The 13,850-nt window shown below is 61.5% G+C and carries 11 protein-coding genes; 2 read left to right on the plus strand and 9 right to left on the minus strand.

Annotated features, from left to right (window positions below; genetic code table 11):
* Nucleotides 1-134 precede the first annotated feature (134 nt).
* Together BLU78_RS11060 and BLU78_RS11065 are read right to left on the minus strand one after the other, a co-directional pair.
* Nucleotides 135-746 (minus strand): superoxide dismutase, encoded by a 612-nt coding sequence (locus tag BLU78_RS11060; protein ID WP_010264735.1) that lies wholly within the window; start codon nt 744-746, stop codon nt 135-137.
* Between the two features lie 35 nt (nt 747-781).
* Complete coding sequence (locus BLU78_RS11065; RefSeq protein WP_010264738.1) at nt 782-964, minus strand: rubredoxin; 183 nt, start codon at nt 962-964, stop codon at nt 782-784.
* A 125-nt stretch (nt 965-1,089) separates the two neighbouring features.
* Between BLU78_RS11065 and BLU78_RS11070 the strand changes: the two genes are divergently transcribed.
* The gene (locus BLU78_RS11070) at nt 1,090-2,469 is read left to right on the plus strand and encodes a tryptophanase TnaA (protein WP_010264740.1); all 1,380 of its coding nucleotides are present in this window, start codon (nt 1,090-1,092) and stop codon (nt 2,467-2,469) included.
* A 6-nt stretch (nt 2,470-2,475) separates the two neighbouring features.
* On the plus strand, nt 2,476-3,903 hold the full coding sequence (locus BLU78_RS11075; protein ID WP_010264742.1) for a sialate O-acetylesterase: 1,428 nt from the start codon (nt 2,476-2,478) through the stop codon (nt 3,901-3,903).
* A gap of 40 nt (nt 3,904-3,943) precedes the next feature.
* On the opposite strand, the gene BLU78_RS11080 is transcribed toward BLU78_RS11075, so the two are convergent.
* From BLU78_RS11080 to BLU78_RS11110, 7 genes are all read right to left on the minus strand, one after another.
* Entirely contained in the window at nt 3,944-5,152 is a 1,209-nt protein-coding gene (locus BLU78_RS11080) for a site-specific integrase (RefSeq protein ID WP_010264745.1), read from the minus strand.
* A gap of 121 nt (nt 5,153-5,273) precedes the next feature.
* On the minus strand, nt 5,274-5,756 hold the full coding sequence (locus BLU78_RS11085; protein WP_010264747.1) for a hypothetical protein: 483 nt from the start codon (nt 5,754-5,756) through the stop codon (nt 5,274-5,276).
* A 49-nt stretch (nt 5,757-5,805) separates the two neighbouring features.
* Entirely contained in the window at nt 5,806-6,798 is a 993-nt protein-coding gene (locus BLU78_RS11090) for an aspartate-semialdehyde dehydrogenase (protein ID WP_026020792.1), read from the minus strand.
* Between the two features lie 131 nt (nt 6,799-6,929).
* Nucleotides 6,930-9,332, minus strand: a complete 2,403-nt coding sequence (locus tag BLU78_RS11095) for a transglycosylase domain-containing protein (protein WP_010264753.1) — start codon at nt 9,330-9,332, stop codon at nt 6,930-6,932.
* A gap of 109 nt (nt 9,333-9,441) precedes the next feature.
* Nucleotides 9,442-12,372 carry a DUF2268 domain-containing putative Zn-dependent protease gene (locus BLU78_RS11100; protein WP_010264757.1) on the minus strand — a complete coding sequence of 977 codons (2,931 nt, stop codon included), beginning with the start codon at nt 12,370-12,372 and terminating at the stop codon, nt 9,442-9,444.
* Nucleotide 12,373: 1 nt separating this feature from the next.
* The gene (locus BLU78_RS11105) at nt 12,374-12,721 is read right to left on the minus strand and encodes a translation initiation factor (protein ID WP_010264760.1); all 348 of its coding nucleotides are present in this window, start codon (nt 12,719-12,721) and stop codon (nt 12,374-12,376) included.
* 126 nt (nt 12,722-12,847) lie between these two features.
* A complete protein-coding gene (locus BLU78_RS11110) occupies nt 12,848-13,777 on the minus strand; it encodes a hypothetical protein (RefSeq protein ID WP_143029394.1) in 930 nt (309 codons plus the stop codon).
* Nucleotides 13,778-13,850 lie beyond the last annotated feature (73 nt).

A 13,850-nucleotide genomic window follows, 5' to 3' on the forward strand; every position in this document is an offset into this window, starting at 1 on the left:
CAGAAAAAACACCCTGCGGACGAAAAAAGACGCAAAAAGGCGAATTTTGATTACATCTGCACCATTCCGGACAATGAAAAATGCCGCCTCCCCGAAACGGGGAAGCGGCATTCTCACACAGCCTGTCCGGAAGGCTATTCCTTCGCATAGCGGTCCTCGACGACACGCCAGTCGATGACGTCCCACAGCGCCCCCACGGCGTCGGCGCGGCGGTTGCGGTAGTCGATGTAGTAGGCATGTTCCCAGACATCGAGCGCCAGCAGCGGCTTCATGCCCCGGCACATCGGATTGCCGGCGTTCTGTTCGCTGACGATCACCAACTCGCCCGGCTCGTTCTCGGCCAGCCACACCCAGCCCGAACCGAACAGCCCGGCGGCGGCCTGCGTCATGCGGGTTTTCAATTCGTCGAACGAGCCGAAATTGCGGTTGATGGCCTCCAAAAGTTCGTTCGAAGGCTCCTTTTGCGGTTTCGGGGAGAGCTCCCCGAAGAAAAATTCGTGATTCCAGGCCTGCGCGGCGTTGTTGAAGACCGCGCCGTCGGCCGAGAGGACGATGTCTTCGAGCGGCTGGCCGGCAAAGGGCGTATCGAGGATCAGCTCGTTGAGCTTGGCGACATAGCCCGCATAGTGCTTGTCGTGGTGGTAGTGCATCGTCTCCTCGGAGATCGCCGGCGCAAGCGCGTCGTAAGCATAGGGCAGCTCTTGCGGGATGAAGCGCGGTTCGGCTGCGGTATCGGTCGTTGCCATAATCAAAGGTATTATGAATAAGGTGATAAATTGAGTCATATACAATTGTTTTCGGATTCTTCATCGGCTTCGAAAGCCCATTTGCCCTTGCCGCAGACGGGGCACACCCAATCGTCGGGCAGCGCATCGAACGGCGTGTTCCGACCCACGTCGTGCTCCGGATCGCCCAGCGCGGGATCGTAAATGTATTTGCAGTAAGTGCAGCGGTATTTTCGCATCGTTTCCCGGAATTAAAATTCTCCGACATCCCCAACAAATAGGATGCCTGTTTGAGAATTTCCGAATATTTTTTGTATTTTTGAGCAACCCAACCTACAAACCGAAACCTAAAACCCTCCCTACGATGCCACTTCCTTATGCAGAGCCCTACAAGATCAAAATGACCGAGGCCATCCGCACCTCCACGCGCGAGGAGCGCGAAGCCTGGCTCCGGAAAGCCCGTTACAACCTCTTCAAACTGCGCTCGGACCAGGTCACGATCGACCTGCTGACCGACTCGGGCACAGGCTCGATGTCCGACCGCCAGTGGGCCGCGATGATGACCGGCGACGAAAGCTATGCCGGAGCGTCGTCCTATTTCCGGCTCCGCGAGACCGTCACGCGCCTCTTCGGCATGCCGTGGTTCCTGCCCACGCACCAGGGGCGTGCCGCCGAGAACGTGATCTTCTCCGCACTGCTCAAACCGGGCGACATCGTCCCCGGCAACTCGCATTTCGACACCACGAAGGGGCATATCGAGTTTCGCCACTGCCACGCCGTGGACTGCACGATCGACGCCGCGGCCGACACCCAGCTGGAACTGCCGTTCAAAGGCGAGATGGACCTCGGCAAACTCGAAAAGGCGCTCCGCGAAAACCCGCGCGAGAAAGTGCCGTGCGTGGTGCTGACCGTCACCAACAACACGGCCGGAGGCCAGCCCGTGTCGATGCGCAACATCCGCGAAACGGCCGAACTGTGCCGCCGCTACGGAGTGCCCCTGCTGATGGATTCGGCGCGCTTCGCCGAAAACGCCTACTTCATCAAAACCCGCGAGGAGGGTTACGCCTCGAAGACGATCAAAGAGATCGTGCACGAGATGTTCACCTATGCCGACATCATGACCATCTCGGCCAAGAAGGACGGTGTCGTGAACATGGGCGGCTTCGTGGCGATGCGCTCCGAGGAGCTTTTCAAACAGGCCATATCGTTCAGCATCCTATTCGAAGGCTACGTCACCTACGGCGGCATGTCGGGACGCGACATGGATGCGCTGGCCGTGGGGCTGGACGAGAATACGGAGTTCGGACAGCTCGACGCCCGCATCCGGCAGGTGAAACTGCTGGGCGGCCTGCTGGATGAATACGGCGTCCCCTACCAGCGGCCGGCCGGCGGACATGCGATCTTCGTCGACGCCAAAAAAGTGCTTCCGAATCTCCCCAAGGAACAGTTCATCGCCCAGACGCTCGCCGTGGAGCTCTATCTCGAAGCGGGCATCCGCGGCGTGGAGATCGGCTCGATCCTCGCCGACCGCGACCCCGACACCCACGAGAACCGCTACCCCGCACTCGAACTGCTGCGGCTGGCCATCCCCCGCCGGGTCTACACCGACAACCACATCCGCGTGATCGCCGCCGCCTGCCGCAACATCTACGAGCGCCGCGCAGAGATCACCACGGGTTACCGCATCACCTTCGAGGCGCCGATCCTGCGCCACTTCACCGTCGAACTCGATAAAATCCGATAACGAACCATGAAACGAATCCTTCTCACACTGGCCGCGCTCGGCACGGCCCTCACGATGCAGGCGAAAGTCGTCCTGCCCGGCATCTTCGGCGACAACATGGTGCTCCAGCAGCAGTCCGAAGCGCAGTTCTGGGGCAAGGCCGCTCCCGGAAAGAAAGTCACCATCCGCCCCTCGTGGAGCGCCAAACCCGTAACGGCCACCGCCGGCCGCGACGGCCGCTGGCAGGCCGCCGTGCCCACTCCGGAGGCCGGAGGCCCCTATACCGTCGAACTGAGCGACGGCGAGCCGCTGACGCTCCGCGACGTACTGATCGGCGAAGTGTGGCTCTGCTCCGGGCAGTCGAACATGGAGATGCCCATGCGCGGCTTCCTCAACCAGCCCGTCGAAGGCTCGGCGGACGCAATCATCCGGGTCAAGGCCGCAACGCCGATCCGCCTCTGCACCGTGAAACGCGCCACGGCACGCACCCCGCAGGAGGAGTGCACGGCGCAATGGCAGCAGAACACCCCCGAAGCCGTCGCCGCGACGAGCGCCACGGCCTACTATTTCGCACGTTATCTCCAGGAGGTGCTGGAAGTTCCCGTAGGCATCATCGTCACCTGCTGGGGCGGCACGCCCGTCGAAACGTGGATGGACCGCGAAACGATGAGCGGCTTCAAGGAGTTCGACCTCTCGTTCCTCGACGGCGAAGCCAGGATCGAGAAACCGGAAATGAAGCCCTGCGGACTCTACAACGCCATGATCGCACCGCTCGTGCCCTATACCGTCAAAGGATTTCTCTGGTACCAGGGCGAATCGAACCGGCTGCGGCCCGCCCAGTACCGGGCGCTGATGCCGGCCTTCGTGAAGATGCTCCGCGAACGCTGGGCGCAGGGCGAACTGCCGTTCTACTACGTGCAGATCGCGCCCTACCGCTATGAAAATTCCAACGAAGCGGCGGGCTCGGTCCTGCTGCGCGAGGCCCAGCTGCACAACCTCGGGGACATTCCCTCGAGCGGCATGGCCGTGACGATGGACATCGGCAACGAAAACTGCATCCACCCGGCCCGGAAAGAGGAGGTCGGCACACGCCTGGCATGGCTGGCGCTGACGAAAACCTACGGCATGAAGGGGATTGACGCCGACACGCCGGTTTATGAAAAGATGGAGGTTGCCGACGGCAAAGCCTATTTGACCTTCCGCACGGGCCGCGAGGGCCTCGCCCCGCTGGGCGACACGCTCACGGGCTTCGAGATCGCCGGCGCCGACCGCGTGTTCCACCCCGCCACGGCCCGGATCGAAAAGGGCAAAGGCCGCCTGATCGTCACGAGCGACGCCGTTGCGGAGCCCGTGGCCGTGCGCTACGCCTTCCGCAACTATGCCGAAGCGACCCTGTTCAACAGTTCGGGCATCCCCGCCTCCTCGTTCCGCACCGACGACTGGGAGGTGAAATAACAACCAGCGGGCCGGATTCAGTCGAATCCGGCCCGTTGCGTCATATCCGGTTCAGCGCCGACAGGATCTTCCGGTTGGCGCAGTCGATCACCGAACTTTCCAGCGACGAGAGATAAATCCGGGTCGTGTGCTCGGAGGTGTGTCCCATGCCCGCGCTGATGACCGTAATGGGTATCCGGTGGTTGCGCGCCGCCGTCGCCCAGCTGTGGCGCGACGTGTAGGACGAGAGACTGCCCTCGAACCCGAGACGCTGCGAAAGCCGTTTCAGCTGGCGGTTGTAATAGTTCAGCGCCACCTGATACTGCGCATAGGCCCTGCCGGGCTCCTCGGCGGTCAGCAGCGGAAAAACATAGGGCGTGCTCCGGGTGCGCCATTCGTACCGCCGGATGATCTCCCGCATGCACGTCTCCAGACGCACGGTCATCAGCTGTCCCGTCTTGCGCCGCACGTAATGAATCTCACCGCCCGAAAGGTCGCGCTTTCGCAGGAAAGCCATGTCGACAAACGCCATTCCGCGGGTGCAATAACTGAAAATAAAGAGGTCGCGGGCCAGCGCCAGGGCGGCCGAAGCGCTCAGGTCGAGGTTCCGGAGACGGCCGATAAGCCGCTCGTCGACGGCCCGTTTCCGGGTGTGGTCGATGCCCGTATAGACGCCGCTGAACGGAAAACACTGCTCTGTAAGATGCTGCCGCACCGCTTTGTTGTAGACGGCGCGGAGGTTGCGCATGTAGAACGACACGGTGTTACGCACGACACCCCGCTGCATGAGGTAGGCGCTGTACTCCTCGACCAGCGGCTCGGTGAAGGCTGCGAAAGGAAGGTCCGCACCGCCGAGAAAGTCCGAGAAACTATTGAGCGTACGTGCATAATTGCGCGCCGTCCCTAACCGCCCCTCGGAGGTCATCCGGGTTATCTGGCTACGCAGGAATGCCAATACGGCAATGTCCCGGCGCGGCATACGGAAGCGGGCGACGATCTCGTCCGCCGTGTAGGGATGGCCCCCGAGCATCAGGTCGCGGACGATACGCTGCAGCAGGGCCACGTCGCCGTCGATGCGGAGCCGAAGCACGGACGCCTCGCCCGGAAGCGGCCGGACATGCCCGGCATCAGCGTCCCACCACTCGGGGAAGATGCGGATGCGGGTGGCGACACGGCGGACCTGACGGTCGTGCGTCACCTGATAATAGATACTCCCGGCTTTGCCCGGGACACGCGAAGTGCGGAATTTCACCTTTACGGAAGTTGTCATAATTTAAAGAATTTTGTTCCGAAAGGTCGCAATTATCATACATTTCGCATAAGTGCCCGACAGCCGACCGACACAAAAACCCCGGAGTTCGCACTCCGGGGTTTGTTTTATAACAAGCCTCTTACATGCAGACCAGCATCAGGGCGATCATCGGCACCACAGGCCACCACGTACGCCGACGCTCCTCCACAGGAAACAGCCGGGCGATGTCCTCCGAACGTTCGAAGTAACGCAACACTCCGAACCACAAGGCGCACATCACCCCGTTGACCAGCACCGAACTCACCATATCCGGAGTTTCCGGAAAACGCCCGAAAACCAAACGGAACAGGGCTATGAAATGCGCCGCACCTTTCAGTCCCGCATACAGGCTGACCAACTGCACGGCATAAGCACTCCGCTTCAGCAGCAACCCCAGCAGCGACACCGGCAGCAGGGCTGCAAGGAGTGTGCCGAGGTCAAGGGCGGCAGTCGTCCACGTCGTCGGCAGGGAGCCGGAAACAATCCGTGCGAGCAGCCACGACCACATCCGGAAAACACCGTAAGCGCCGAACAGCCATACGGGTCCGGGCATCGCATAAAGGGCGGAAAGCAATTTTTTCATAGCTTCGGGTCGTTATCAGGTCCGGCGGCGGGACTCCGCCGCCGGAGGGTCAGATCAGCGTTTCGAGGATCTGCACGGCATTGAGCGCCGCGCCTTTTTTGATCTGGTCGCTCACGCACCAGAACGTCAGTCCGTTGTCGCAGGTCAGATCCTTGCGGATACGGCCCACGTAGACGGGGTCCTTGCCGGCGATGAAGAGCGGCATCGGGTAGACCTTCTCCGCCGGCTCGTCCATCAGCACCACGCCGGGCTCCTTGGCGAACGCCGCGCGGACCTCCTCCACCGACACAGGACGTTCGGTTTCGAGCCACACGCTCTCCGAATGGGCGCGCATCACCGGAACGCGCACGCAGGTCGCCGACACGCGGATGTCCGAGTGCATGATCTTGCGCGTCTCGTGGAACATCTTCATCTCCTCCTTCGTGTAGTCGTTGTCGGTGAAGACGTCGATATGCGGAATCACGTTATAGGCCAGCTGGAAGGCGAATTTCGCCACCGTGGGCTCCTTGCCCGCGCCGAGCTCGGCATACTGCGCCTCGAGCTCCGCCATGCCGGCGGCTCCGGCGCCGCTGGCCGACTGATAGGTCGAGACATGTACGCGGGTGATGTGCGAGAGCTTCTCGACGGCGTTCAGCGCCACGACCATCTGGATCGTCGTGCAGTTGGGGTTGGCAATGATGCGGCGGGGCGCATTCTTCGCATCTTCGGGGTTGACCTCCGGCACCACGAGGGGCACGTCGGCATCCATGCGGAAAGCGCTCGAGTTGTCGATCATGACCGTACCGTGTTTGGTGATCGTATCGGCGAACTCACGCGAGGTTCCCGCCCCGGCCGAAGTCAGGGCGAAGTCGATTCCTTTGAAATCGTCGTTGTGTTGCAGCAGTTTGACCTCGATCTCCTTTCCGCGGAAGTTGTATTTTCGTCCTGCACTGCGCTGAGAACCGAACAGCACGAGTTCGTCCACCGGAAGCGTACGCTCCTCCAAAATCCGCAGAAATTCCTGGCCCACAGCACCGCTGACGCCCACAATAGCAATTTTCATCCTGATAAAGTTAATAAAGTGATCATCGTTCCCGCTCGGACGGACCGTACACGGAAGCTCCGGGGCAAATATAACGAAATCAGTACGAAATGCAAAAAAAAATCGACCGGCACAATGGCCGGCCGTAATCATTAATTAAAGAAGTCGTCCTCGTCGGAGTTATCCGGACCCGCGGAATCGGCCTCTTCGTCGCAATCGTAGCGGGGCATCATCGCCGGACGCAGGAATTGATCCCCGCGGCCGATGCCCAGGCGTCCGTCGTCGTAGACCTTCTTCATGAAGTCGCCGACGATCGGCAGGGCCATCACACTGCCCTCGCCGCCGCGGATAAAGTGCACCGACTGGTCCTCGCCGCCGACCCAGGCCCCCGCGACGAGCTTCGGGGCCACGCACATAAACCACGCGTCGCGGTTCTTGTTCGACGTTCCGGTCTTGCCGCCGATCTCCACGTCGTTGAACCCGAACTGCCATTTCAGGCGCCCGGCCGTTCCCGAGTTGACCACACCTTGCAGCATCGTGAGCATCGTGTAAGCCGTGCGCTCGCTGATGGCGTCCTGCGACTGGGGGATGAACGAGGCGATCAGGTTGCCCTGCCGGTCCTCGATGCGGGTCACGAAGATCGCATCGGTGTGCACGCCCTGGTTGGCAAAGGTCGAGAAAGCGCTCACCAGCTCGTAGACGTTCGACTCCGAGGAGCCGAGGGCCAGCGCCGGCACGGGATCGATGTAACTGCGGATGCCCATGTTGTGAATGAAGTCGGCCACGGCCGCAGGCTGCTTGGCCTGCTTCATGATCCACGCCGAATAGTTGTTGCGGCTGCGCGCGAGGCCCCAGCTCAGGGGATGCAGCACGCCGTCGTACTCGACGTTGCCGGCCTCCTTGGGAGACCACGCCGTGCCGTTGGCCGTCTCGATGGTCGTCGGCAGGTTCGGAACCATCGTGCAGGGGGTCATCCCCAGGTGGTCGATGGCGAAAGTATAGACGAAAGGTTTGATCGTCGAACCGATCTGCCGCTTGCCCTGACGGGCCATGTCGTATTTGAAGTAACGGAAATTGGGTCCTCCGACATAAGCCTTCACGAATCCCGTGCGGGGGTCGAGCGCCACCATCGCGGCGCGCATGATCCGTTTGTGGTGGAGGATCGAGTCGCGCGGAGTCATCAGCGTATCGCGCTCGCCCTTGTAGGTGAAGACCTTCATGTCGCAGGGCTTGTCGAATGCGGCCTGGATCTGCTTCTCGCTCGCGCCGGCGTTCTTCATCTCGCGGTAGCGGTCCGAATAGCGGACGGCGCGGCGCATGATGCGTTCGCGCTCCTCACGGTCGGCTCCGATGAAAAGCGTCTTCGTATTGCGGTACTGCGCGTCCATCTTGGGCTGAATCTCCTTCTCCATCTGCCGCTGCACGGCCTGCTCGGCATAAGCCTGCATCACGGAGTTGATCGTGGTATAGATTTTCAGTCCGTCGCGGTAGATGTTGTAGGGCGTTCCGTCGGCCTTGCGGTTTTTAAGGCACCAGCCGTAGAGCGGATTCTCGTCGTACTCCTTCACCGCCTGGTCGTAATCCCATTCGTTGTAGAACTGGCTGCGCTTGGGCCGCTCGGCGTTCATCACCAGACGCAGCATCTCGCGGAAATAGGTCGCCGAGCCCTCGTTATGCGATACGGGCCGGTAGTTCAGCACGATGGGCAGCGCCGCGATCGAGTCGCGCTGCCGGCGCGTCAGCGCCCCGGCCTCCTCCATGCGCGAGAGCACCAGATTGCGGCGCGCAAGGGCGTTGTCCGGATTGCGCACGGGAGAATAGCGCGTCGGAGCGTTCACCACCCCTACCAGCACGGCCGCCTCCTGCACGTTCAGTTCGTCGGGCTCCTTGTTGAAGAACGTATGAGCCGCCGATTTGATGCCGTAGGCGTTCGAGCCGAACTCCACCGTATTGAGGTACATCGCGGCGATCTCCTCCTTGGTATAATTGTATTCGAGTTTGAGGGCCGTGATCCACTCCTTCAGCTTCGCCGTCACGAGCTTGGCCTTGCGAACGACGGCGCCGCGGTTGCGCGCCGTATCGCGCGGAAAGAGGTTCTTGGCCAACTGCTGGGTGATAGTCGAGCCGCCGCCCTGCGAGGTGTTCTGCAGCAGCAGCGTTTTCACCGCCACACGCGCCAGCGAAGGGATGTCGATGCCCGAGTGACCGCGGAAGCGGATATCCTCGGTCGAGATGAGCGCCGCGACGATCGGCGGCACCTCGTACCCGCCCAGGCGGATGTGAAGCGTCGAGTCCGAGGGAAAGAGATCGGCATACTGCACGTAGGAGCGGTTCTGCACGAAAAAGGTGCCGATGACCTTGCCGTCCTCGGAATAGATCTCCGTGGCGAGGTTGCTGCGGGGATTCTCCAGCTCCTCGAACGAGGGCATGCGCCCGAACACGCCCAGCGCCGTCAGCAACAGCATCACGGCCAGGAGCGCGAAAGGCGCAAGCGCCACACACCAGATCCATTTTATCGTTTTCGGGCTTACGCCCGTCTTTTTACGTTGTGTCATACGACCGAATTTTGCGGTAAAGATACGAATAAGCGAGGGCAATGTCAAATTTATTTGAACATTGCCGAGCGGGAGTATCTAAGGCGCAGCCAAAGATACAAATTATTCCTTAAAACGGCAGCCCTACCGACGCCGCAAACCACATGCTGCCCTTCGAGGGCTTGTAGCATGACAGTTTGAAGGTCGAAGTGGCCGATGCCGGCTGGCGGAAGGCGTTGAAATCGACGACGAGGTCGCCGCCCACGGACCAGATGCGCCGCCAGACGTCATGCCCTGCGTCGCGGAACTGCGCATAGTCGCCGCCCGCATTGAGACGGATGCGTTTGATGTAGACCACCGAGCCGATACCGCCCTCGGGACACCACACCGGCAGCTGGTAATCGAGCGACACGGCCGTGTAGTTGTTCGAAAGGATGTCCGCCGAGGTGAATCCGCGGGGAATGAGGCGCGTCGAACGGTAGCTGAGCGGCGAGTAGCCCGAGGGGTATTTGTAACCCCCGAGCGAGGTCTGGTAGGTCGCGGCGACTTTCACCGAATTGTGACGCACGAATCCCGGCAGGTAAGCCTGCCCGTAGAACGAGATCAGGTCGCTGAAATGGGAGTTCGCGGGGTTGAACGTATAGTTCGTGCTGAGGGTGTAGCCCCAGCGGGGTGCGATGTCGCGGTGGGACATGCGCACCTGGTCCGAAAATCCCACGCCGAACGAGAGTTTGTGCAGTCCCCGGCTGAATCCGATGTGCTGGATGTTGGAGATCAGCCCGCCCTGGCCCCATTCGATCTCCCGCATATTGGCGACCATGCCGTTGGAGTAGTTCCAGCCCGTCGAGACGGAGAGCTGGCGCGTATGGTAGCCCTGCTGGAAATAGAGCGGCAGCGTGGCCGACAGCCCTACGGAGTAGTATTTGTCGGGCGCGGGACGCGACTGGTATTCGTATTTCCCGGTCTGCTGGTTATACTGTCCGAGCGAATAGAAGAGCTGGTTGCCGCCGTAGGAGGCGTCGAGGTCGAAGCGCACACCCAGTCCGAAGTAGCGCACCCCGAGATTCACCAACGAACCCTCGTTGCGGTTCCAGCCGTAGGAGGCATAGGCCTCGGTGTTCGACAGGAGGTTCTGCGACAGGAGCGTGAAGCCCAGATTGAGGTCGATGACGTGTTCGTCGACCGCCGCGAAGGGATTGAAAGCCAGCGGCATCCAGCTGTGAACATTGACCAGGTTGGGCACCTTGCGGTAACGCTTCGTGCGGAACGAATCGCGCTGCATCCGGGAATCGGCCGCTTCGAAGCGCACCGTATCGAGATTCACCACGTCCCAGCGCTTGCGGGGCGGATTGACGAGGTTGACCGGCAGGCGCGACGGCGTGACGGGGACCAGCGCGCTGTCCGCGGCCTGCTCCGTGACGCGGTAGCCGCGGCGGTCGTAAGTCGTCAGCAACACACGGCCGTCGGCCGGAGCCGGCGAGAAAGAGCCGTAGGCCGAGGTCGTGATGCGGTATTCGCGGCGGGCCATCAGGTCGTAGCAATGGGCCTCGTCCTTACCCGAAGCGATCGAACCGTAGTAGAGTTTGCCGTCCGCAGCCCGGAGGTTCGAAAGGGTGATATAAGCCCCCTCGGTGATCGGATGAACCCCTTCGCTGTCGATGCGGCCGATCCACATGCCGCTGTCATCGGTGATGAGGACATACCACGCCACCGTCAGGTCGTCCCACGCCAGGCCGTGCACCTCGGCCCGGTCCGGCGTCGACAGACGCCGTTCGGGTTCCGAACCGCGCCGCACGACGACCGTATAGCGGCCGTCGGGATTGTACTCGACCCAGCCCAGTTCGTCCGGCGTCTCGACCGGGAAGAGCGCCCGGCGGCGTCCGGCGACCGAGCGGGGCACGCCGTCGGAGAGGTCCATGTAGCAAAGCTGCGAATTGACACGCTGTTCGAAGAGTTTCGAGCGGCGGTATTCGGTCCACCACACCCGTCCCCCGTTCAGCGAGGGGCGCGTCGAAACCTGCCCCGTGTAGCATACGCGCCGTTCTTCGCCCGTACGGCGGTCGATCCGCACGAAGCGCGACACGCGGTCGAAGTCGGTTTTGAGCGCTAGGACGGCGGTATCGCCCAGCGGCAGGGGCCACTGGTAGGTGGTATAATTCTTTTCGGGCAGTTCGGTCAGGGTCGCGGCGCTGTCCTCCTCCGCGGGCAGCGAATCCCAGTAACGCTCCAGTTCGTCGAACGTCGCGCGGAAGAGTTTCGAGACGTTGGTTTTGTAGAATTTGCCCAGTGCGACGCGCGTCGTGGCCAGCATGTAGGGATTGCGCGAACCGTACCACGCGACCTTGTCCCAGACATTTTCACCGTAACGCTCATAGGCATAGGAACATATCTGGTATCCCAGCTCGTAGTGGTCGGGAATATAGTCGCGGTAGGAGCCGCAGAACCAGCGGTCGATGTTGCGGCGTTCGCGGCCGACGCTGCCCATCGCGCGGTAGGCCATCGAAAACGAGGGCTGCAACCCCCGGCCGAACGACGACATCATCGTCTCGGACATCACGGCATCGCCCTCCATGGCCCAGATCGGCATGCACAGCAGGCCGATGGTCGACCCCTGCTGGCCCAAGACGTAACTCAGTGCGCGGATGACGCCCCGGTTGAGGTTGTTGTACTGCACGGCATGGCGGTATTCGTGAGCCACGAGCTGTTTATACCACGGCATCGAGTACCCCTCGATGGCCGGCGAGGTGAGGAATTCCACGCGCTTCGGGAGGTACATCACCAGTCCGTTCGACTGGAAATTCTCGGGGTGCATGACGAAGGGAATGCGCATCGGGCCGTGACGGAAACCATAGGAGATGTCGGGCTGCACGGTGCGGATGTAGAACAGCGTGCGCCGGGCGACGGCCGACACCGTGTCGGGATAGATCATCCGCACGTCGGGCGTGCGGATCGTCGACCACTTCATCGGAGCGTCCGACCCCCAGGTGTAGTACTGCGCGGCAGCGCGCCCGGCACTGCAGACGGCGCCGAGCACCGCGAACAGAAACAGCAGCCGGCGCACGTCAGCTGCCGGCTTTCTTGCAGCGGTAACCGCTGCGGGTTAGAATATCGACCACGCGGTCGCGGTGATCGCCCTGAATGATGATCTCGCCCTCCTTGGCCGCGCCCCCGACGCCGCACCGGGTCTTCAGCAGGCGCGCCAACTCCTGCAAATCCTCATCACGGCCTACGAAGCCTTTGACGAGGGTCACGACCTTGCCCGCCCGCTGCTTGCGGTCGAGCCACACCCGGAGGTCCTGCCGTGCCGGGGGCAGGGTCTCCGCCTCGGGCTCATCGGCCGTTTCGTATTTGAAGCCGGGATCGGTCGAATAGACCATCCCGAGCCGCGCTTTCCAGTCGTTGTCCGCCATAACTGTTCAAATGGTTGAAATAAAACGCCGGAAAGGGCGAATTATTTTTGCAAAGATAAAAAAAAGAACGGACGGCTCCAAAATAGAATTACATGCAGTTCGGCGGAGGAAAAAAACACGGCAGCGTCACTCCGAATACCTCTTTTCGTGGAGGTCGTAAAACGCCGCGCGCAGCTCTTCGACGGTGCCGATCATCATATATACGTCGTAGGTAAAGGCGAGTCCCTCCGTGACGGCGAAGGTGCGGATCGGCGCGAAATAGGAGCACGCTCCGCTCATGGGACCACCGGGGCCCGATCCGAACCGGTAGGTCGTCGAAAGCTCCGTGCCGGGCGTGTAGACGCCGATGCCCCACCCCGTGTCGTCGACATACGCCGCCCAGTGCTCCGTGCGGCTGCGCTCCTCGTTCCTGCCGGTCAGGTCCAGCCGTCCCGGGACTTCGGATTTGAGTTCACCGCCCGTCCACGGCTTGTCGCCGTCGTAAAAGACATAATTTTTCAGGTCCCAGTCCACGAATACGGCTGGCACCTCCTGATGCGTCGCGGGATGGTCCCTGGCCCCCGTGCCGCGGTTGCTGAACGAGTAGCGGATATGCGCGATGCGGCCTTCGAGCGAGATCGACTCGATCATCCGGCATTCGGTGACGGGAGTGCCCGCGGCCCAATGCACCGGGATCGTCGTGACGCGCAGCGAACTCTGTTCCACCTGCTGCTCGGTGACCTCGGCCTTCTGACCCTGCCAGCCGCCGCCCTGAATCGGATTCCACACCCAAGGCTGGGTGTTCCAAATGCTCCCGTCCGCCTCGCCGTAGTAGGACTGCTGCATAAAGCGACCTTCATCACAGTGGTTCAACAGGTTGCGCTTGGTGCCGACCTCCGAGAAGTGAAACACCGCGCCGCCGCGATTCATGTCCACCCCCAACTGAATCTCACCGTTATTGATATAAGTGGCATCCTCCATCCCGGTCTCGGGCCAGGGTTCGATGGGCGGAGTCTCCTTTTTCTCGTCCGAGCAGGCCGCGGCTCCGAGCAGCAGCAAAAGCAGTAAAGTTCGCATGGGTTTCATTGTTCCGGTTTTCGGCGAAGATAGTAAAAAAAGCGCAAAATCGCTTACTTAATCGTTTAAAAAT

Origin of the sequence: Alistipes timonensis JC136 (assembly GCF_900107675.1) — a bacterium.
Taxonomy (GTDB): Bacteria; Bacteroidota; Bacteroidia; order Bacteroidales; family Rikenellaceae; genus Alistipes; species Alistipes timonensis.